Genomic DNA, 20,479 nt, shown 5'->3' on the forward strand with positions numbered 1-20,479 from the left:
CCTCACCGTTCCGGACGGGCCTGGATCTGGATCAGGGTCTGCTGGCCGCTGGCGACGAGGGTTCGATCGGCGCCTTGGCTCGCATAGACCTCGAGGGTGCAGACGGTCAGGGTGCGGCCGGACTTCAGGACCGTCCCGATCGCCTCGAGCTGATCGCCCTCGGCCGGCGCGAGCAGGTTGATCTTGTACTCGACCGTGAGGACCGAACTGTCCTCGCGGAACACCGTGAAGGCCGCATAGCCGCCGGCGCTGTCGGCGATCGCGCTCGTGGCACCCGCGTGGAAGTAGCCGTGCTGCTGGGTGACCTCGGGCCGGCTCGGCAGGACGATGTGCACGCGGCCCGGGCCGATGTGGGCGATGCGAGCGCCGAGGTGGTGCATCAGACCCTGGCGCTCGAAGCTCGCCCGCACCCGGGCCTGCACGTCAGCGGAAGCCTCTTCCATCTGGGCGACAGTACCCGTCCTCAGGTCATCGGGATCAGCGCTGCGGCGGGGAGGGTCGGCTTGGTCGAGCCGCCGGGCGGTTCGACGGTGAGGCCGAAGGCGACCATGCCGGTGACGTCGCCGTTGAGGACCTGTGCCTCGTCACCTGAGGCCAGACCGACGGAGTGGGCGGTCTGCGACGGATCGATCATCCAGAGCTGCCACGTGCGGTTGCCGGATAGCTTCGGCAGATTCCGCAGTACGACGACTGCCGCGTCAGCCTGCGCGGACGCGACGACCGTGGCCTGACCGCCGCCGGCGACCGGACCGCGGACGGTGCGTGCGTCGGGCTGCGTGAGTACGGCGGCCATCCGTTCGTTGGCCTGGACGGCGTCGGTCTTCTCGCGGTACTGGTCGATGGCGACACCACCGGCGCCGGCGACCGCGAGAGCCGCCGCGGCCAGCGCCAGCACGGATCGACGGCTGAACCGGCGCTGGGCGACCGGGGTCGGGGACTCGCCGGGTACGAGCGGGGGCAGTTGGCGGGTGTGCTCGATCGCGGCCAGCACGTTCGCCTTGAGGGCGGGCGGTGGCGGAGTCGCGACCGGGGTGGCGAGCTTGACGGCAGCCTCGCGCAGTTCGGCGACCTCCGTGGTGCAGAACGCGCACTCGGCGAGATGCGCCTCGAAGCCGGCTCGTTCGTCCTCCGGCAAGGCGTCGAGGACGTAAGGCCCGGTCAGAGTGTGTACGTCTGGATCAGTCATGGCGTACGCCCCCTTCGGTGGTTCCGAGGCAGTCGCGGAGCCGGATCAGGCCGTCGCGCATTCTCGCCTTGACTGTCGGCAGTTTCGCCCCGAGCCGGTGGGCGACCTCGGGGTAGGTGTAGCCGCTGTAGTACGCCAGCTCGATCGACTCCCGCTGGAGCTCGGTCAGCGTGCCGAGGCAGCGCCGTACCTGCTCCGCCTCGAGCCGCGTGCTGACCGTGTCGGCGACCTGGTCGAAGTCGACCTCGGCGGACCGGATGCCGGCGAGTTCGGTGCGATCGGCCGCGGCCTGTTCGGAGCGGACGCGGTCGACGGCGCGGCGGTGGGCGATGGTGAGGATCCACGCGTGCGCCGAGCCGCGGCCGGCGTCGTACCTGGTCGCGGTGCGCCACACATCGACCATCACCTCCTGCGTCACCTCCTCCGATTGGGCCGGGTTGCGCAGGATCCGCCGGACCAGGCCGAACACCGAGGGCGTGACCCGGTCGTAGAGGGCGCTGAACGCGGCCGTGTCGCCACCGGCGGTCATCACCAGCAGCTCGCCGTCCGAGACCTCACCGGGTCGCTGGTGCGACCCGGTGGGCCAAGGCAGTGAAGTCGGATCGGTCACGGTCAGTTCGCCGGCGGCATCAGGACAGAGTCGATGAGATACACAGTAGCGTTGGCGGTCTTCACACCCCCACAGATGACGTTGGCGCCGTTGACCTTGAGGCTGTCGCCGGACCCGGTCACGGTGACGTTCTGCTTCTCCACGGTCGGATGCGTTCCGACCACGGCCGTGGGGTCGAGCTGGCCGGCGACCACGTGGTAAGTGAGGATCTTGGTGAGTAGTGCGTCATTCGTCTTCAGCGTGGTGACAGTGGCGGCCGGGACCTTCTGGAACGCTGTGTCGACCGGGGCGAAGACGGTGAACTCGCCGCCGTTCAGGGTGGAGACCAGGTCGACCTTCGGGTTCAGCTTCCCGGACACGGCGGAGACCAGGGTGGTCAGCAACGGGTTGCCGGACGCGGCGGTGGCCACCGGCGCGGCGGCCATGCCGTCGATCGAACCCGCACCGCTCGGGTTGGCCTTCGCGTAGTCGGCGCAGCCCGGGCCGACGAGCCCGGCCGCGGCGGCGTCCATCGAAGGAGCGGCGCTCGTGGTCGTGGACGGGGTGGAGCCGGCGGAGGCGGTCTTGTCGTCGCTGCCACACGCCGACGTCGCGAGGACGAGGGCCAGTGCGGACACGGCGAGGCCGACGCGGACAAGGTTCTTGGGCATGACGAGTTCGCTTTCTCGAAGTGGTTGCTGACAACAACCCTTCGGAGCCGCGACGTCACCGGATGGGTGGGGTCAGGCCATGCGGGCGAGCGCGGCCTCGGTCAGTTCGTACTGCAGCGGCGAGCCGGAGGCGTAGCGCTCGATCTCGGACGCGACGATCTCGCCCATCTCGAGGTAGCACTCGACCGTTCCGGCGGCGCGGTGCGGGGTGAGCAGGACGTTGGGCAGACCGCGGAGTGGGCTGTCCGACGGCAGCGGCTCTTCGTCGAAGACGTCGAGCGCGGCGTCGATCCGGCCGGTCTGGAGTTCGGCCAGCAACGCGTCCGAGTCGACCAGCCAGGATCGGGCGGTGTTGACCAGCGACGACCCGTCTGGCATCAGCGCCAGCTCATGCGCACCGATCAGTTCGTGGGTTTCCGGCAGCGTCGGTGCGTGCAGGGCGACGACGGCGCTGGTCCGGAGCAGTTCGTCCAGGTCGATCCGCCGTACGCCGAGCTCCGCCGCGCGCTCGTCGGTCAGGTAGGGGTCGTAGACAACGACATCGGCGCCGAGGGCAACGACCATCGCGATGTACTCGACGCCCGTCCGGGAGGCGCCGACCACCCCGATCCGGGAACCGGCGATGCCGTGCTGCGGTGGCGCGCCGATCGCGTCCCGCCACGCGGCGCCGCGGTACAGCGCGTGGTCGAACCGATGGATCCGGTGCAGCATCGCCAACGTGAACGCGAGCGAAACCTCGGCCACCGGCCGGGCCATCGCCTGTCCGGCCTGGGTGATCCGGATGCCGCGCCGGAACACCTCGTCGGTGACGAAATGCTTCACCGACGAGGCACTGTGCGCGATCAACCGCAGCCGATCCGCGTGATCCAGCACCTCGGCGGTGAGCGGCGTCGCACCCCAGGACGTGATCAGCACCTCGGTCTCCGGTAGCGCAGCCATCAGCGTGCCGGCATCCGCCGGATCGTCGAGTACGACGAGCTGCCCGAGACGCTCCAGCCGCGACACACTCCGCGCGGAGAACACCATCTCCCGGAACGACGGCGTCGCCACCAGCAGAGTTCGGGTCATGGCGCGACTGTATCGGCCGGCCAGATGGAGGACAGGTGATGAAGGGTGAGGGACGTCAGTTGAAGGGGAGTCGTTGTGACGAGTTGGACACCCTCGCCAGTGGCGGTCGTGTCGAAGTCGACGTTGTAGCAGGCGTAGTACGCGCCGTCCGCGGCGAAGACGGCGAGCTGACCGCGGTCCACCAGGAGCCGGATCGTGAGCGTGCCATCGGGTTCCGGCAGCGGCAGGCCGTCGAGCAGTCCGGATCCGATGTCGTAGACGACGTCACGAGCGGACGATCCGTCGGCGCCGGTCCGCAGGCGGAAGACGAGCGTGCCAGTCTCAGGACGGTCGAAGGTTGCTTCGAGTTCGTAGCTCGTGGCGGCGTCGTCGAGGACGAGAGCGGACTCCGGGGTGAGTTCCTCAGGGCCCCACGACTTCGTCGACTCGCGCAAAGACGCCAGCTCGTCGACCGGCAGGCTGAACAGCCGCGGACCGTCCGGCGTCGAGGCCAACCGCTGCTGCACCGGGAAGCTCGCGTTACCGGTCCAGGTCGAGCCACGGTTGAGCCCCTGCCACGCCATCGTGACCACGCGGCCGTCCGGCATGTTCTCGAAGGACTGCGCGGCGTAGTAGTGACCGGCCGCTCCACCCGGGTTCATGGTGACCGTGCGCGGCTCCGGCCACGACGTACGGAACTCCCGTCCGTCGAAGTCGCCGACGACGTATGATCCGCGTCCGTCGCGCAGGACCCAGACCGGCGTTCCGTCGAGATCCATCGGCGTGAAGTCCGGGCACTCGAACACCCAGTCCGCGACGTACCGATCGGTCCGCTCCCACGTGCACAGATCGGGCGACACGAAGAAGTCCGCTCCGTTCCCGTTGTCGTCCGACCACACCACCATCGCCCAGGTCTGCGAGGGTTCGTGCCAGACCACCTTCGGGTCCCGGCTCTCGTGACCGCTCGGCTGCGCGATCACCCGGCCCTCGTCGTACGCCGTGAACGTCATGCCACCGTCGAGGCTGTAGAACATCCGGACGCCCTGCGTGCCGGTGAAGACCGCGATCGGGTCGTGGTCCCCGTCCTTGAGCCCGGAGGTGTTGCCGACGTCGACCACACCGCCGCCCGACCACAACTCACCCGGATGTACGGCGGGATCGAGGGCGATCGGTTGCTGCGTCCAGTGGACCATGTCGGGGCTGGTGGCGTGCCCCCAGTGCATCGTGTCCCAGACCAGGCTGCCGGGGGCGTGCTGGAAGTAGAAGTGGTAGGTGCCGCGGTAGTGCAGCATCCCGTTCGGGTCGTTCATCCACCCGCAACGGGGACTGAAGTGGAACTGACCGCGGTTGGTCTCGTGGTAGTCGGTCACAGAAGCCTCTCAACGGGGACGGCGATACTCACGCGACGGCAGGGCGGGCAGGTCGTTGCCGCCGCCGGGCAGTTGATACCAGTACGCGACGCTGGAGATGTCGTCGCTGCGTTCGAAGTGCCCGTGATCCCAGGCGCCGATCTGCTGCAGGGTGATCCGCAGTCGCTGATGGAAGATCACCGGATCCGGCAGATGCCACCGATACATGCCATGCGACTGCAGTGTGGCGGTGACGAACGGCGAGTGGCCCGTGCGATCCTCCGCCGAGTAGAACGGATACCCGCAGTACGGCGCACTGAAGGTCAACGGCACCGGTGACGGGTTGGCGCGTAACGCATCCTGGAAGGCCCACGCGCCACCGGCGTAATCCTCCAGCCCGGTGCTGCACTGTGTCGGGTACGCGTCGTCGTCGTCGAGGTAGAACTTGACCTCGCCCTCGCCCCACCAGAACCGCTCCAGCGCGGTCAGCCCGATGTAGGTCCCAACATAGTTGCCGCTGCCAACGATCCCGTCGAGGATCACATGGTCCTCACCCAAGGCCGTGGAGGCGTTGCTGCGGCGCCAGTGCGCGTGGAACAGTGCAGTGTCGCCGGTCAGGTCGTCGTCCACCGTGTAGTCGAGCTGGTAATAGATGCCGCCGACCGGCCCGGGGTGTTCGTTGGTCAGCTCGATCCTGGCGTGCCGCCGGAACGGCATCGGGAAGTAGCAGTTCAGCCCGCCGGTCGGCGCGACCACGATCGGCTCCGAGGTGACGAGCGCCCGCTGGCCGAATCCGTTGCAGAAGAAGTCCCCGAGCGGTACTTCGACGGCCGGCCGGTCCTCGTCGTCCCACCACATCCGCAGGACGAGGTCGCGCAGTACCCAAGGCCCCGCGGACGTCTTGTCCGGCACGGTCATCCAGATGTGCCGGATCACGCCCGGGCCGTCGATGTCGGCCAGCGTTGCCGTCTCACCCGAGTCCAGTGAGATGGCCGGGCGGCCCTTACGGGAGGGGCCGAGGGCCGAGGCGGTCGTGGCGGCGTGTCCGGGTGCGCCGGTCGGGTTCTCGGCGTTGATCGAGCGGCTCCGGCGCCGGCCGGGAGATCGGGTCAGTGCCGCCCAGTCAGTCATGTGATCCTCCGACATCCGCTTGACCCCGGGCAGTACCTAACAGGTGTTAGGTCAACGTTGTCAAGAGCCGCCTCGGGCTCAGGCGACGGGCGGTGGAGCGACGGTTCCGCGGACCACCGGGACGCAGTGGAGACGCTGGGTGCCGCCGTACGGACGGTCCTCGCCCGCGATCCGGGCGAGGAGGTCGGCGGTGGCACGCCGTCCCATCTCGCGGTGCGGCAGCGCGATGGTCGTGAGTCCTGGCGGGACCTCCGCGGCGAGGAACTGCTCGTCGTCGTACCCGACCACGGAGAGGTCGCCCGGCACGGAGAGGCCGAGCGATGCCGCCGCGAGGATGACCCCGGTCGCGCCGCGGTCGTTGGCGGCGAGGATCGCGGTCGGCCGATCCGGGCGGCGCAGCAGTTCGAGCGCGGCCGCGTGGTTGGAGCTGAGGCTGTAGAGGGCCGGGACGATGCTGTCGCCGACCGGCAGGCCGGCGTCGTTCAGCGCGGCGGTGAGCCCGCGGACACGTTGCACGGTGGCAGGCGAGTCGGGATTGCCGGTGATGAAGGCGATCCGGCGGTGTCCGGCCCGCAGGACGAGCTCGGCCGCGGCGCGTCCGCCGCCTTCGTCGTCGGGGATGAAGGCCGGCAGCGAGTCGTCCGCGACGTACGCGTTGGCGAGGACGAGCGGAATGCCCAGTGGTGCCTCGAGACCTTCGATCTGACGCAGACCGGCGTCGGCGTAGATCAGTCCGTCGACGTCGCGGGCCCGCAGCGTGGCCATCGCGCCATCGACGTAATCGGGGTGCTGCCAGGTGTCGATGGTCAGGATCATGTACCCGGCCTCGAGCGCCACGTCACTGGCCGCCGACAGCAGCGGCCCGGCGAACGGGGCACTCGCGATCGCGTCGGTGACCAGACCGATGGTGGCTGTCCGCTGGCGGCGCAGGTTCACCGCGGAGGCATTCGGCACGTACCCGAGTTCACGGGCGACCGCGCGGATCCGGGCCTGCTTCCCGGCGTCGACCATGCCGTCGCCGCGACCGTTGAGCACGAGCGACACCGCCGACCGGGAGACCCCGGTCGCCTTCGCGATGTCGGTCGACGTCACCCGCCGCTTGCTCATGGTCCCGTCCTCGATCGCCTGGCGTCTCAGCATCTCACGCGGCCGCTGGTCTTTCGGTCGCGATGCCTGGGACAGCTCGTCAGCGCGCGACGCTGATGTCGTCCAGCAGGAAGGTGGTCGGGGTCGCGTCGTCCTCGCTGCTCGTCCACGCCAGCGTGACCGTCCGGCCGCGGTACGGCGTGAGGTCCACGACCTGATCGCCGTACGACGATCTGCTCTGGGCAGCCGTGTACGTCCGGACCGGGTGGCCGTCGACGGTCAGCTGGAGTACGTCGTGGTTCGCAGCCGAGGTGTCCTCACTCGCGATCCGCAGGGCGAAGCGCACACCGGGATGCCCGACGGAAGGGACGCTGACCCTCTGGCTCAGCGAGTCGGTGTGGGTCGTTCCGGTGCCGCCGAGCCAGGCGTAGCCCAGACCGTCGTGGCTGTACTGGCCGTCGGCGCGGATCACATCCGCGGTCTGCGTCCAGCCGCCCGTACCGGACTCGAAGTCGCCGTTGACCACGCCACGCGCGCCCTTGCGGGTGCTGACGACCCAGCTGATCACGGTGTTGCCCCGCGCCTTGGTCGAGTCGGTCGCGGTGACCGTGACGGAGTGGGTGCCCGGCCGAGTCGGCCGGCCGTAGATGATGCCGGTCGACCCATCGAGCCGCAGACCGGTCGGCAGGTCCGTGGCGGTGAACCGGACCGGGCGCCGGCCGGAGTCCGTGGCGCGCGCCCGGAGTACGACGACATCGCCGACGGCACTGGACTGCTGTGCCGGTGCGTCGACCGTGATCCGGTTCGCGGTCGTCGGCGACTTCATGGCCTGGGTGCCGTTCGGCGTACCGAGGCCGGTCGGGCCGTCCCAACCGGCTTGCGCCGTACACAGCGGTGCGGGGGTGCAGTCGCCGTTGTTGCCTTGGACAACATCGTTGAGGTTGCCGGTGACGCCGTACGGATAGCTCGCCGGACGGGAGGCGGGGTCCGGGTCACCGGCAAGTGCGTAGATCGCAGCGACGATCGGAGCCGCTGCGCTGGTCCCGCCGTACACAGCCCAGCCGGCGCCACCGGTGGTCTGGTAGACGGCGACGCCGGTCGCGGGGTCGGCCACCGCGGAGACATCGGCGACGGCGCGCTGCGAGCAGACCGCGGCCGGGATGACCGACTGCCAGTTCGGCTTGGCCATCAGGCTGGAGCATCCCGAACCGGTGCCGTCTCCGGGGAAGCTGTTCCAGACCGTCTCGGTCCAGCCGCGCGCCGAGTCGTCTCTCGTCAGCGTCGTACCGCCGACCGCGGTGGTGGCCTCCGAGCTCGCGGGATAGGAGACACCGGCGTCGTAGTCACTGTCGCCGGTGGATGCCGCGTAGACGACGCCCCGCGGGTTGAAGTACGTGCTGTCGAGCTCGGCGAGGTCGGCCGACTCCGGGCCACCCCAGCTCAGCGAGACGAACTTGGCGCCCAGCCGGTCCGCGGTCTTGGTGGCCGCGAGCAGGTCGGTACTGGCGGAGTCCGCCTCGATCAGCGTGATGCCGCAGTGCGGGCAGACCGCGGACACCGAATCGAGGTCGAGCGAGATCTCACCCGACCAGGAGCGCGACGGCCCCGGCAGCGGGCTCGGCAGGCCGTCCTGGTTGAGCTTCTGGAAGCAGCCGTTCGCGGTCGTGCACGGCGGCAGGCCGAACTGCTGACGGTAGACGGCCAGGTCCGCCGCGGCGGTCGGGTCGTCGTACGCGTCGACGACGTAGACCCGCTGTCCCTGACCAGAAGATGCCGACGGCAACTTGTACGCCGCCTGCAGGTCGGCCGGACCGTAGCCGGCCGGCGCACCGGCGACCCGGGTCCGGAAGCCCAGGTCGGCACGGCGTTGCGCGAAGCAGGTGAAGTGTCCGGGCTCGACCTTCTGGTCGCAGCTGGCCACGACCTTCGGGGACTCCTGGACGTCCGCGGCGGCCACCGTGGTGGTGGCGCCGACGAGGACGAGGGCGAGCGGGATCGCCAACCGGCGCAGTGAGATCACAGGTGTACTCCGATGATTCGAGAGTGGATCGGCGTCACGCCGGGACGACGGTGGCCTGCTGCCAGCTCTGGCCGGCATCGCGGGTCACCCAGAGCTTGGTGTCCGGGGTGTACGCCGCATCGCGCTCGACGAGCCACGCGGTCGTACCGGACTGGAAGACCAGGTCGTGGATGTGCTCGCTGTTCTCGAGCCAGGTCTGGTCGACGCGCCACGCCTTCGACAGCGCCGGGCGGTTGTAGACCAGGCTCGCGGTGAGCGTGGAGAGCATGACCGCGCCGTCCGGCGCGACCGCGAGCTGGCCGGCCAGACCGAGGCCGCCGGGGATGGCGTCGTACCGGAAGGTCTTGCCGCCGTCACCCGAGACCAGGAGCGTCTTGTCGGAGTGGCCGCGGCCGTAGTTCGCCATGCAGAGCACGAAGAGACGGTTCGGGCCGTTCGTCGCGAGGTCGGTGATGGCGGCGTCGTCCGGGTCCGCACAGCTGACCGTGCTGGTCGAGCGAACCGTGCCGTTGCGCAGGGTGGACAGCCGGCCCGGTCCGTTGAACCCCGCCGTGAGGGCGTAGACCGTCGAGCCCTCGGCGGCCCAGGTGACGTGGTCATAGGCCCCCACCGCGAGGTCGAGCTGCTTCCAGCCGGTGGACTTCCCGGCCGGCGCGCGCCAGACCTTGAGTGGCCGGTCGTCGCAGATCCCGGTCCCGATCGCGCAGCCCGATGTGACGACGTACGTGCCGTCGGACGAGGCCAGCAGGTTCAGCACCTTGGCGTCGCCGCCGGGCACTGGGACCTGGGTCCAGGTCTTGCCGCCGTCCCGGGTGACCTCGAGGAACGGGTCGTACGCCCAGCCGAACTTCTGGTCGGCGAACTGCAGGCTGGTCAGCCCCGGCTCACCGCTCATCGCCAGCCCGTTGTGCGTGCGGCCGGCGGTCGTCCAGGTCCTGCCGCCGTCGTGGGTGGCCTTGACCGCGGCCGGACAGGGCGCAGTCCCGCACTGGACGCCGCCGAGCAGGTAACCGTCGTTCTGCGTCGGCCAGACGATCGACTGCGGTGCGAAGGCGGGTTCGTTGGGTTGCGCGGTCGCCACGCCGGCGCCGGAGCCGACGAGAACGGCGGTCGCAACCGCACCTGCCAGGGCCATCGCGGAACGGCCAGCATGTAAACGCACAGTTCACTCCTCGGACAGGGGTGCTTCCTGGGGACACGCTAAGCGCTGGTTCGGCCGGTTTGGCGCCGGATCCGGCCAAACGCCGATTCCGGCCAACTAGGCTCGGACGGTGGCTGATTGGGAAGCAGTAGGACTGTCCGCTGTGGACGCGCGGGTGTACCAGCAGTTGTTGCGCGATCCCGGCGTACCGGTCGGGCAGCACAGCGAGGTCCTGGAGGTGCCGGTGGCGGCGGTCCAGGCGGCGGTCGGCCGACTGGTCGCGGCGGGGCTGGTGCGCGGCGGATCCGAGGCCGCGCCGGCGGCGGTCGACCCGCGCTCCGGGCTCGGCATGCTCGTGCGCGAACGACGGGCGGCGCTGGACGGGGTCGCCGCGATGACCGACCAGCTCGCCCGCGAGTTCAGCGCCGGGCAGTTGCAGGCCGAGCCGAGCCGCCTGATCGAGATCGCGGTCGGCCGCGACGCGATCGAGGCCCGCATCGACGACATGTTGCGTGGGGCGACCGAACAGGCGGTCGGCACGGACACCCCGCCGTACGTCGCGGACGGCAGTCACCAGGTGTCGAGCGCCGAACTGGCACTGCTGGATCGTGGCGTCCGGTTCCGGGCGATCTATGCGGCCGAGGTGCTGGACCACCCCGGCTGGGTCGACCGGCTGCGATCGATGGCTGAGCGGGGGGAACAGGCTCGCGTGCTGCCGCAGGTCCCGGTGAAGCTGCTGATCGTCGACGGCCGGACCGCGATCCTCCCGCTGGCCGGCGACGGCCCGTCCACGCCGGGCCAGGCGCGCGCCGTTGTGGTCACGGACTCCGCACTGACCAGCGCCCTCCAGGTTCTGTTCGATCAGTTGTGGGGCCAGGCCTCGCCGCTCCGGCTGACAGCGTCCGCGGCCACGGATCCGGTCACGACGCTGATCAACCTGCTCGCCAGCGGCATGAAGGACGAGGCGATCGCCCGCCAGCTCGGCGTCAGCGGCCGGACCTTGCGCCGCCGGATCGCCGAGGTCCAGGACCAGCTCGGCGCTACCAGCCGCTTCCAGGCCGGCCTTCAAGCCGCCCGCCGCGGCTGGCGCTGACCGCTGTCAGGACGACACTCTGAACTTGACGACGACCAGATGCAGGCCCAGTGTGACGGCGAGGACGACGGCCGCGACGCCAAGCAGGCCGCTCGGTGCGGTCCCGGCGGCCAGCGCGACACCGCCGAGTCCACTACCGAGCGCCGAACCGAGCGAGATCGCGCTGCCGTTGAGGGCCATCACGATCGCGGGCGACGCCGGGGCGAGGCCGGCCAGCCGGACCTGCTGCGGTACGGCGGCGCCGCCGTTGCCGATGCCTTGGGCGAAGAACCAGATCAGGCCGATCACCGCGACCACGACGGCCGAGGTCAGCATCAGGCCGGCCATGCCGAGGATCGAGTTCAGCACCAGCACGATCAGGACGACGGTGAGCACGCGCGGTGCCGAGAAGCGGTCCGCCAGCCGGCCTGTGATCGCATTACCCAACGCGCTCATGACGCCGTACCCGAACATGACCGCGATGATCATCCAGCCGGCGGGGAAGGACGGGCCGAGGATCAGGACGGCGTACGTGAAGCAAACGAAGCTGCCGCAGAGGATGCCGGTGGTGACGAGCAGAGCGCCGAGCAGCCGCGGCCGGCCGAGCGGGCGAAGCTGGTCGGCAAGCCGTCCCGCGGGGAGGTGCCGGCGAGGCAGGCCGCGCAGGATGCCGGCCAGAGCGATCGTTGCCATCACGGCGACCAGGATCATCGGGTATCGCCAGCTGGACTGCCCGATCACCAGGCCGACCGGTACGCCGAGCGCGGTCGCGGTCAGCAACCCGCCGAGCACGAACGACAAGGCCTTCCCACGATGCCGGACCGGAGTCACCGCGATCACGTACCCGCTGACGGCGGCGTTCAGCAGGCAGCCGCCGAGCGCCGCCACCACCCGGCCGGCGAACGCGAGCGGGTAGGTCGTCGCGAACCCGACGATCAGGTTGCCGAGGGCGAAGACGGCGAGCGCCGAGGCGATCGTCGTACGGCGTTCCCAGCGACTCGTCAGCGTTCCGAGCACCGGCCCGGCGAAGGCGGCGGTCAGCGCGAAGGCGGACATCAACTGGCCCGCGGCCGCCGCGCTCACGTGCAGGTCCGCGGAGACGGCCGGCAGCAACCCGGTCAGGACGTACCCGTCGATTCCCATCGAGAACGTCGCCACCGCCAGCCAGACCAGCGGCCGGTACGAGAACTCCTGCTCCTCAATCGTCTCCGTGGCGCACGTGTTCGTCACTCGACGGCGACTTTTGCGGCGGCGGACGAGCGCGAGACGATCAGGTGGAGGGTGACGGTGATGGCGAGGACGACGGAGGCGACGCCGAGCAGACCGTTCGGGGGAAGGCCGGTGGTGAGCGCCACGCCGCCGAGGCCGCTGCCCAGCGCGGAGCCGAGGGAGATGGCGCTGCCGTTCAAGGCCATCACGATCGCGGCGGACGCGGGGGCGAGCGCTCCGAGGCGGGCCTGCTGGGGGACGGCGGCGCCCCCATTGCCGACGCCGGCGAGGAAGAACCAGAGCAGGCCGAGCACCGTGACCAGGACGGCCGGCGAGAGCATCAGCCCGGTCATTCCGAGGACCGAGTTCAGCAGGAGTCCGGTCAGGACCACGGTGAGCACGCGCACAGGGGTGAAACGGTCGGTCAGCCGGCCGGTGACCGCGTTCCCGACCATGCTGGCGACGCCGTAGCCGAACATGACCGCGATGATCATCCAGTCAGCGCCGAGGTGCGGGCCGAGGATCAGCACCGCGTAGGTGAAGCAGGTGTAGCTGCTGCAGAGGATGCCGGTCGTGACGAGCAGCGCGGCGAGCAGCCGGGGTTGACCGAGCGGGCGGAGCCGGTCGGCGAGCGATGCGGCCGGAAGGTGCAGGCGGGGCAGCCCGATCATGATGCCGACCAGCGCGATGCTGCCGACCACGGCGACCATGATCAGCGGGAACCGCCAGCTGGACTGTCCGATGACCAGCCCGACCGGTACGCCGAGCGCGGTCGCGACCATCCAGCCGCCGAGTACGAAGGACAACGCCTTGCCGTGATGCTGGACCGGCGTCATCGCGATCACGTAGCCCAGGACGGCGGCGTTGAGCAGCGAACCGCCGAGCGCTGCCACGACCCGGCCACTCAGTGCGATCGGGTAGTTCTGCGCCAGTCCGACGATCAGGTTGCCGAGCACGAAGACGCCGAGCGCCAGGACGATCGTCGTACGCCGTTCCCAGCGGCTCGTCACGGTCGAGAGCACCGGTCCGGCCAGGGCCGCGGTCAGTGCGAAGACCGTCATCAGCTGCCCGGCGGCCGCCGTACTGACGCGCAGGTCCCCGGCGATGGCCGGCAGCAGACCCGCCAGCACGTACCCGTCGATCCCCATCGAGAACGTCGCGACCGCCAGCCACACGAGCGGCCGGTACGAGAATTCCTGCTCCTCCGCCGGTCCGGCGGCACGCGTCTCCGTCACCCCTGCAATGGAACCCTGTCCCACCCACCGAGGGCAACCCAAATCTGATCAAATCTGTCCCGACCGTCGATTAACGGCGCAAATGTGATCGTTATGGCGGCTGGATGCCGTAGTCGTGGATCTTGCGGTAGATGGTGGCGCGGGACATGCCGAGGGACTTCGCGGCACGCCCCTTGTGCCCCTCGTTGGCGACCAGGCTGCGGATGATCGCGTCGCGTTCGAGGGCCTCGAGCTGGCTGAGACTGCGGCGACTGATCGCCTGGACCCGGGCCGGAAGGTCCGCGGGCGTGATCACCCCGGTCCGGCGGCGCCGCAGGACGACCTGCTTCAGGACCTGGCACAGCTCGGCGGTGTTGCCCTGCCACGACGATCGCATCAGCTGCTGCATCGCCTCCGGTGCGCAGGTCAGCTCACCGTGGCTCAACTGGTTGAGGAAGTACGGCACCAACTCGCGGACGTCCTCGACGTGATGCCGCAGCGGCGGCACCTCGACGGTGAGCGGGAACAAGGTCAGCAGATCCCCGAGGTCCGGGGGCTCCGTCTCGTCGCTGGTCAGCGTAAGGGCGATCCATGGTGGATCGGACGGCCGGCGCTCGAGAACGCCGTACAGGGCCTCGACGGTCGCGTCGACGCCGGCCGCGTCGAGCCGCTCTACGTGCCGGATCACCAGCGTATGCACCGAGTCGTCGGCCAGCTCGGCCTCCAGTTCGGCGCCGAAACCATCGCCCGTCCGGGCGGCGTCGAGCACGTGGAACAAGCCGGCCGGGTTGTTCTGGTGATGGGCAGCCCGGGCGAGTGCGACCTTGCCGACGCCGCGCTCGCCGGTGAGCACCACCCATTGCCCGACCCGGTACGCGTTGTCGACCTCACGACTACTCCCGAGCCACGGCGCACTGTGGCCGACCAGCCCGGGCAGGACCGGACGCGGCGGCGGGCGGTGGCCGACGGACGGTGTCCCGCGGTCCAGTCCGGAGTTGTGCGGGCTGACCTGGATAATCCCCGCACCACCTCGACCACCGACCGGCACCGGGCGGCAGGTGATCCGGACCCGACTGCCGGTGGGCAACTCCGTGACGACCGCGTCGGAGCCGCCACGAGCCAGCATCTCCACGGCGTGCCCGAGCACCGCGCGCTGATCCGCGGTGTCGAGGGACTGCCGGGCCATTGCGTTCATCAGCAGGAGGTCCTCATCGACCGCGAGGACCATGTCGCCGAGCCGGCGGCTGCTTTGCAGGTACGCCTGCAGCAGCGTCAGCTCCCGGGGCGAGCTGTCCTTCAGCAGGGCCGACCGGATGTTCTCCGCCGTAGTCTTGGCGAGCGCCATCAGCAGGGAGCCGGCGTCCTTGCGCCAGCAGGTCAGGTCGATCGCGCCGACCGTCTTGCCGGTGATCGGGTGCCGGATCGGTACGCCGGCGCAGGCCAGGTCCTCGAGGTCCTCGGCGTAGTGCTCATGGCCGAAGACGTGCATCGGGCCGCCGCCCTCGAGGGCGGTGCCGATCCCGTTCGTGCCGGCGAACTCCTCGGCGTAGCTGAAGCCCGGCGCGAGGTTGACCTTGTCGAGGTGCCGGCTCAGTTCTCTGTCCGCGGTCAGGCGCTGTAGGACCATGCCGGTCCGGTCGGTGAGGATGACGCTGATCGGCTGACCGTCGAGATTCTCGTGCAACTGCTGCAACACCGGGAGCGCGCTGCGGGTCAGGGGAATGTCCAGGTCGGGGTCCTCGACGAAGGGCAGGGTGATCCGGTCGGCGGGCAGGTGCCAGTGCCGCCGCGATCGCACCCAGGACGCGAGGATCGGCGGCCGGACGTCTTGCGGCCGGACCGGTTCGAGGGTGAGGAAGTTCAGCCGGGCCGTTGCGGCTCGGCGACTGTCCTCGGCCGAAGGGGTGAGTTCGTCCACGGAGCCTCCCGACACCAGGCAGGGAGAGCGGATCCGCTCGGGCCCCACCCAGTGACTCGCACTTCGAGCCTAGTACAGCCAGCCGCAAGCGGTGTCTCAGATTGAGACAACCAGCCGTGGTTTCCGGGCTTGTGATGCGAGGAGGGCGATCAGGAGGTTCCGATGGAGAACGGTATCCCGAGCCAGGAGTCGTACAACCCGTGGACCGTCGTGCACGTCGTCTTCGAACACCTGGCCGACGTCGGCCTCCATCCGGTCCTCGGCGCAACCGGGCACCCGGGCGAGCCGGCCGCCGAGCTGCTGCGGTGCTTCGGCATCCACCCTGATCTGCAAGGCGATCAGCGTCTCGCGCAGGAGAAGGACGCCCGGCTGGCCGAGCTCCGGCAGGCGATGTTCGGCGAGCCGTGAAGTCTGTGACGCGCATCTCAATTTGAGACCTCTCCGCGGTGGCAGCGGGCATGTACTGCAAGAACAGTCGGCCACGCGAGCGGGAGGAGTGCCATGAGTCGCCAGAGTGTGGCGAGGGCCCACCAGAAGATCCAGGAGTTGTCCTGGGAACCGGCGTACCACGAGCCGGTCTCCCAGTACGGAACCGACTACACGTTCCAGAAGGCACAGAAGAAGGACCCGCTGAAGCAGGTCCTGCGGTCGTACTTCCCGATGCAGGAGGAGAAGGACCACCGGGTGTACGGCGCCTCGGACGGCGCGATCCGCGGCAACATGTTCCGCCAGGTGCAGGAGCGCTGGCTGGAGTGGCAGAAACTCTTCCTCAGCATCATTCCGCTGCCGGAGATCTCCGCCGCCCGGGCGATGCCGCTGCTCTTCCGGACGGTGCCGAACCCTGAGCTGCACAACGGCCAGGCGATCCAGATGATCGACGAGGTCAGGCACTCGACGATCCAGCAGAACCTCAAACGCTTGTACATGAACAACTACATCGACCCGGCGGGGTTCAACTCGAGCCTGCGAGACTTCCAGAGCGACTACTGCGGCACGATCGGGCGCCAGTTCGCCGAAGGCTTCATCACCGGTGACGCGATCACCGCGGCGAGCATCTACCTGACCATCGTTGCCGAGACGGCGTTCACGAACACGCTGTTCGTCGCCATGCCGGCCGAGGCGGCCGCGAACGGTGACTACCTGTTGCCGACGGTGTTCCACTCGGTGCAGTCCGACGAGTCGCGGCACATCAGCAACGGGTACGCGACGCTGTTGATGGCACTCGCCGACGAGGGCAACCACCAGCTGCTCGCCCGTGACCTGCGGTACGCGTGGTGGAACAACCACCGCGTCGTCGACGCCGCGATCGGGACCTTCATCGAGTACGGCACGAAGGACCGCCGCAAGGACCGCGAGAGCTACGCCGAGATGTGGCGGCGGTGGATCTACGACGACTACTACCGCAGCTACCTCGTCCCGTTGGAGAAGTACGGCCTCGAGATCCCGCACGACCTGATCGAGGAGTCCTGGAACCAGATCTGGAACAAGGGCTACGTGCACGAGGTCGCCCAGTTCTTCGCCACCGGCTGGCTCGCCAACTACTGGCGGATCGACCCGATGACGGACAAGGACTTCGAGTGGTTCGAGTACAAGTACCCGGGCTGGTACGACAAGTACGGCGCGTGGTGGGAGAACTACAACCGGCTGTCGATGCCGAACGGACACAAGCCGATCGTGTTCGAGGACGTCGACTACGAGTACCCGCACCGGTGCTGGACCTGCATGGTCCCGTGCCTGGTCCGCGAGGACATGGTGATGGCCAAGGTCGACGGCCAGTGGCGGACCTACTGCCACGAGATGTGCAAGTGGACCGACGAGACGGCGTTCCGGCCGACGTACCAGGGCCGGCAGACGCCGAACATGGGCCAGCTGATCGGTCACCGCGAGTGGGAGACCCTGTACCACGGCTGGAACTGGGCCGACGTGGTCTCGGACATGGGATTCGTCCGTGACGACGGCAAGACGATGGTCGCGCAGCCACACCTCAACCTCGACCCGAGCAAGATGTGGACGCTGGACCACCTGCGCAGGTGCCCGCCGCTGGCGAGCCCGAACGTGCTGCTGAACGAGATGAGTGACGACGAGCGGACCGCGTTCGCCGCTCGCTACGTACGCGGAGGCCCTGCCGGACGGGCACCGGCCGACGCCTGAACCCCTCCAAGGGGCGGGTGGGTGCGCCTGGTACCCGCCCGCCCCGATTCATCCCCCGGACCAGCAGCAGGAGCCATGGGCGAGAAACATGTCGTGAGGTTCGAACCTGTCGGCATCGAGATCGAGGTCGACGAGGAGCAGACGATCCTGCGCGCCGCGGCGGAGCAGGGCGTGATGCTGATGCACGGCTGCAAGGAGGGACAGTGCTCGTCCTGCAAATCCTTCGTCCTGGACGGGGATGACATCGAGCTCGAGCGGTACTCGACGTTCGCACTGCCGGAGTACGAGCTGGACGAGGGCTACACCTTGTTGTGCCGCGCGCATCCGTACGAGGACCTCACGATCGAGTTGCTCAACTACGACGAGGACATGATCCGCTCCGGGCTGCCGATCCAGGAACGCAGCGCCGAGGTGGTCGCGATCACGCCGGTCACCCACGACCTGCGCCATCTCGTCCTGAAGCTGGTGGATCCCGGCGAGCTGAAGTTCTTCCCCGGTCAGTACGTCGACATCCAGGTGCCGGGCTGGGAGGCCACTCGCTCGTTCTCGATGGCGAACACGTCCAGCCGGGAGAGCGGTCAGCTGGAGTTCGTCATCAAGGTCTACCCGGGCGGCATCTTCTCGGAGTTCCTCGACCGGAAACTGCAGGTCGGTCACCGGCTGGAGCTGTCCGGGCCGTTCGGGGTCTTCACGCTGCGGGACAACCCCGACGCCCGGCTGATCTTTCTGGGCGGCGGGGCCGGGATGGCGCCGATCCTGGCGCTGCTGCGGTCGATGGCCGAGCGGGGGATCGACCGGCCCACGACGTACTACTACGGTGCCCGCACCCGCCGGGACCTGTGCTTCGACGAGGAGTTCCGGCGGCTCGAGGAGACGCTGCCGCGGTTCCGCTACGTGCCGGCGCTGTCCGAGGACGAGTGGGACGGGGAGGTCGGTCTGATCACCGATGTCGTCCGCCGGCACGAGCCGGACCTGACCGGCGCCGACGCCTACGTGTGTGGGCCGCCCCCGATGGTCGAGGCCGCAATCCCGATGCTCGAGGGCCTGGGCGTCGTCACGAAGCGCATCTACTACGACAAGTTCACCACGACCGGCGACGCCGGTGACTCGAAGGTGCTGGAGGCAGAGAGCCGATGACCACCACACAAGACTCCGCCGCAGAGCGGAGCGTGCCGAAGCCGGTCTTCACCGACGCCGAAGCTGGCGCTCGCGTGTTCCCGGACTCGGATTCACGGCGGTACAACTACTACACGCCGCAGAAGCGCAAGCAGAGCCACTACGAGGACGTGACCGTCGAGGTCCAACCGGATCCGCGGCACTACCTCACCCAGGGCTGGCTGTACGGGTTCGCCGACGGGCGCGGCGGATATCCGCTGGACTGGACCGTGCTGAAGGCGTGGGGCTCGGACAAGCCCGAGCCGCAGCGCGGAATAGGCACCGGCGGCATGGTCGTCAAGGAGTGGCCGGCGACCGGCTGGCACGAGTTCCGGGACCCGAACGAGGAGTGGGAGCTCACGCTCTACCGCTACAACTCCAACGTCGTCCGCCAGGTCACCCAGAACGTCGAGGCCGCCAAGCAGTCGAAGGCCTTCGAGCAGTGGAACACCAACTGGGTGCGCTTCGTCGAGCACCACATCGGCGCCTGGATGCACGTGGACCACGGTCTCGGCCTCTACCTGTACGCCAACGCGAACCGGCGCGCGCCGACGAACATGCACAACAACGCGATCTCGGTGAACAGCATGCACCGGATCCGCGCCGCGCAGGACCTCGCGCTGTACAACCTGACCCTGTCCGAAGAGATCGAGGGCTTCGACGGCACCGCCCACCTGGAGACGTGGAAGTCCGACCCGGCCTGGCAGGGCGTGCGCGACCTCGCCGAGCGGCTGACCGCGATCGACGACTGGTGTGAGGCGATCTTCGCCGCGAACGTCGTGTTCGAGCCGCTCGTCGGCGAACTGTTCCGCAGCCAGCTGGTCCAGCAGGCCGCTCCGCGCAACGGCGACTTCGTCACCCCGACCGTGATCGGCGCCGCCGAGTACGACTTCGCCGAGCGCGACCTGCGCTACACGACGGCGATGTTCGAGCTGCTCACCAACGACCGTGAGTTCGCCGACCACAACAGGGCGATCATGCAGGACTGGGCCTCGGACTGGACCACGCGTTCGTTGGAGGCGGCCCGCATCCTGCAGCCGCTGTGGTCGCAGCCGGATGCGAAACCGCCACGGTTCGAGGACGGCCTCGACCGGGTCAAGAGCCGGTTCAGCGGCATCCTGTCCTCGTTGGGCCTCGAAGAACCGAAGGAGTTGGCACAGTGACCACGCTCAAGGCAGTCCACGAGAGCCCCTTCAAGTCGAACAGCACCGCGTCCAACAAGGCCGGATTCACCCTGATGAACAATCAGGTCGGCGCGGTCGTGGCCGAGGTGATGAGTCACAAGGACAACGTGACCGTGACGCCGCTGCCGTCGATGATCCGCGTCGACGCAGTCGGCCGGATGGACGTCGTGTACGACCAGATCTCCGAGGCTCTCGGTGAGGAGCCCGGCTACTTCGACCAGGCCGAGTTCGAGGAGAACATGTCGACGCACTACGGCCGGATGATCCACACCGACGACCGGACGATCCTGGTCGCCAATCCCGAGGACGCGGCCGAGTACCTCGGCTTCGACCTGACCGCAACCAAGTAAGGGGGT

The 20,479-nt window shown here is 69.1% G+C and carries 19 protein-coding genes; 6 read left to right on the top strand and 13 right to left on the bottom strand.

All coding sequences use genetic code 11. The features are described from left to right. Positions 1-2: 2 nt before the first annotated feature. The 10 genes from OG555_RS23375 to OG555_RS23420 all read right to left on the bottom strand — a co-directional run bounded on the left by OG555_RS23375 (position 3) and on the right by OG555_RS23420 (position 10,241). Positions 3-443 (bottom strand): PaaI family thioesterase, encoded by a 441-nt coding sequence (locus tag OG555_RS23375; RefSeq protein WP_329474655.1) that lies wholly within the window; start codon positions 441-443, stop codon positions 3-5. A gap of 20 nt (positions 444-463) precedes the next feature. Then, entirely contained in the window at positions 464-1,186 is a 723-nt protein-coding gene (locus OG555_RS23380; RefSeq protein WP_329474656.1) for an anti-sigma factor, read from the bottom strand. Further along, positions 1,179-1,796, bottom strand: a complete 618-nt coding sequence (gene sigK, locus OG555_RS23385; protein ID WP_329474657.1) for an ECF RNA polymerase sigma factor SigK — start codon at positions 1,794-1,796, stop codon at positions 1,179-1,181. The genes OG555_RS23380 and sigK overlap by 8 nt, the downstream gene beginning before the upstream one ends. Positions 1,797-1,798: 2 nt before the next feature. After that, complete coding sequence (locus OG555_RS23390) at positions 1,799-2,446, bottom strand: fasciclin domain-containing protein (RefSeq protein WP_329474658.1); 648 nt, start codon at positions 2,444-2,446, stop codon at positions 1,799-1,801. A gap of 72 nt (positions 2,447-2,518) precedes the next feature. Continuing rightward, positions 2,519-3,514 (bottom strand): hydroxyacid dehydrogenase, encoded by a 996-nt coding sequence (locus OG555_RS23395; RefSeq protein WP_329474659.1) that lies wholly within the window; start codon positions 3,512-3,514, stop codon positions 2,519-2,521. Then, positions 3,511-4,863 carry a glycoside hydrolase family 32 protein gene (locus OG555_RS23400; RefSeq protein WP_329474660.1) on the bottom strand — a complete coding sequence of 451 codons (1,353 nt, stop codon included), beginning with the start codon at positions 4,861-4,863 and terminating at the stop codon, positions 3,511-3,513. Before OG555_RS23400 ends, OG555_RS23395 begins: the two co-directional genes overlap by 4 nt. A 9-nt stretch (positions 4,864-4,872) precedes the next feature. Continuing rightward, positions 4,873-5,973, bottom strand: coding sequence for a glycoside hydrolase family 172 protein (locus tag OG555_RS23405; protein ID WP_329474661.1), 1,101 nt, complete (start codon positions 5,971-5,973; stop codon positions 4,873-4,875). Positions 5,974-6,051: 78 nt separating this feature from the next. Continuing rightward, the gene (locus tag OG555_RS23410; protein ID WP_329474662.1) at positions 6,052-7,080 is read right to left on the bottom strand and encodes a LacI family DNA-binding transcriptional regulator; all 1,029 of its coding nucleotides are present in this window, start codon (positions 7,078-7,080) and stop codon (positions 6,052-6,054) included. A 79-nt stretch (positions 7,081-7,159) separates the two neighbouring features. Further along, positions 7,160-9,079: a putative Ig domain-containing protein gene (locus OG555_RS23415; RefSeq protein WP_329474663.1), complete on the bottom strand. Its 1,920-nt coding sequence runs from the start codon at positions 9,077-9,079 to the stop codon at positions 7,160-7,162. Between the two features lie 34 nt (positions 9,080-9,113). Next, complete coding sequence (locus OG555_RS23420; protein WP_329474664.1) at positions 9,114-10,241, bottom strand: hypothetical protein; 1,128 nt, start codon at positions 10,239-10,241, stop codon at positions 9,114-9,116. A 109-nt stretch (positions 10,242-10,350) separates the two neighbouring features. On the opposite strand from OG555_RS23420, the gene OG555_RS23425 reads away from it, so the two are divergent. After that, positions 10,351-11,313, top strand: a complete 963-nt coding sequence (locus tag OG555_RS23425) for a helix-turn-helix domain-containing protein (RefSeq protein ID WP_329474665.1) — start codon at positions 10,351-10,353, stop codon at positions 11,311-11,313. A gap of 6 nt (positions 11,314-11,319) precedes the next feature. On the opposite strand, the gene OG555_RS23430 is transcribed toward OG555_RS23425, so the two are convergent. The 3 genes from OG555_RS23430 to OG555_RS23440 all read right to left on the bottom strand — a co-directional run bounded on the left by OG555_RS23430 (position 11,320) and on the right by OG555_RS23440 (position 15,633). Further along, positions 11,320-12,522: an MFS transporter gene (locus tag OG555_RS23430; protein ID WP_329474666.1), complete on the bottom strand. Its 1,203-nt coding sequence runs from the start codon at positions 12,520-12,522 to the stop codon at positions 11,320-11,322. Next, positions 12,519-13,736, bottom strand: a complete 1,218-nt coding sequence (locus OG555_RS23435; protein ID WP_329474667.1) for an MFS transporter — start codon at positions 13,734-13,736, stop codon at positions 12,519-12,521. The genes OG555_RS23430 and OG555_RS23435 overlap by 4 nt, the downstream gene beginning before the upstream one ends. Before the next feature lie 91 nt (positions 13,737-13,827). Continuing rightward, positions 13,828-15,633, bottom strand: coding sequence for a sigma-54-dependent Fis family transcriptional regulator (locus OG555_RS23440; RefSeq protein WP_329474668.1), 1,806 nt, complete (start codon positions 15,631-15,633; stop codon positions 13,828-13,830). A gap of 162 nt (positions 15,634-15,795) precedes the next feature. Here OG555_RS23440 and OG555_RS23445 point away from each other — a divergent pair, with 162 nt between their 5' ends. The 5 genes from OG555_RS23445 (at position 15,796) to mimD (ending at position 20,473) form a co-directional block, all read left to right on the top strand. Beyond that, positions 15,796-16,041, top strand: a complete 246-nt coding sequence (locus OG555_RS23445) for a hypothetical protein (protein WP_329474669.1) — start codon at positions 15,796-15,798, stop codon at positions 16,039-16,041. 93 nt (positions 16,042-16,134) lie between these two features. Further along, positions 16,135-17,784, top strand: coding sequence for a hypothetical protein (locus OG555_RS23450; protein WP_329474670.1), 1,650 nt, complete (start codon positions 16,135-16,137; stop codon positions 17,782-17,784). 93 nt (positions 17,785-17,877) lie between these two features. Beyond that, on the top strand, positions 17,878-18,921 hold the full coding sequence (locus OG555_RS23455; RefSeq protein WP_329474671.1) for an NADH:ubiquinone reductase (Na(+)-transporting) subunit F: 1,044 nt from the start codon (positions 17,878-17,880) through the stop codon (positions 18,919-18,921). Next, entirely contained in the window at positions 18,918-20,102 is a 1,185-nt protein-coding gene (locus tag OG555_RS23460) for a hypothetical protein (protein ID WP_329474672.1), read from the top strand. The genes OG555_RS23455 and OG555_RS23460 overlap by 4 nt, the downstream gene beginning before the upstream one ends. Next, the gene (gene mimD / locus OG555_RS23465; protein ID WP_329474673.1) at positions 20,099-20,473 is read left to right on the top strand and encodes a propane 2-monooxygenase effector subunit MimD; all 375 of its coding nucleotides are present in this window, start codon (positions 20,099-20,101) and stop codon (positions 20,471-20,473) included. Before OG555_RS23460 ends, mimD begins: the two co-directional genes overlap by 4 nt. Positions 20,474-20,479: the final 6 nt, after the last annotated feature.

This window comes from Kribbella sp. NBC_01484, from assembly GCF_036227145.1.
Taxonomy (GTDB): Bacteria; Actinomycetota; Actinomycetes; order Propionibacteriales; family Kribbellaceae; genus Kribbella.

Bases quoted from the DNA above. Each gene is read 5' to 3' on its own strand.
- OG555_RS23460 (WP_329474672.1), top strand. From the start codon at position 18,918: ATGACCACCACACAAGACTCCGCCGCAGAGCGGAGCGTGCCGAAGCCG.
- OG555_RS23380 (WP_329474656.1), bottom strand. From the start codon at position 1,186: ATGACTGATCCAGACGTACACACTCTGACCGGGCCTTACGTCCTCGAC.
- OG555_RS23450 (WP_329474670.1), top strand. From the start codon at position 16,135: ATGAGTCGCCAGAGTGTGGCGAGGGCCCACCAGAAGATCCAGGAGTTG.
- OG555_RS23445 (WP_329474669.1), top strand. From the start codon at position 15,796: ATGGAGAACGGTATCCCGAGCCAGGAGTCGTACAACCCGTGGACCGTC.
- OG555_RS23395 (WP_329474659.1), bottom strand. From the start codon at position 3,514: ATGACCCGAACTCTGCTGGTGGCGACGCCGTCGTTCCGGGAGATGGTG.
- OG555_RS23390 (WP_329474658.1), bottom strand. From the start codon at position 2,446: ATGCCCAAGAACCTTGTCCGCGTCGGCCTCGCCGTGTCCGCACTGGCC.
- OG555_RS23375 (WP_329474655.1), bottom strand. From the start codon at position 443: ATGGAAGAGGCTTCCGCTGACGTGCAGGCCCGGGTGCGGGCGAGCTTC.
- OG555_RS23405 (WP_329474661.1), bottom strand. From the start codon at position 5,973: ATGACTGACTGGGCGGCACTGACCCGATCTCCCGGCCGGCGCCGGAGC.
- OG555_RS23410 (WP_329474662.1), bottom strand. From the start codon at position 7,080: ATGAGCAAGCGGCGGGTGACGTCGACCGACATCGCGAAGGCGACCGGG.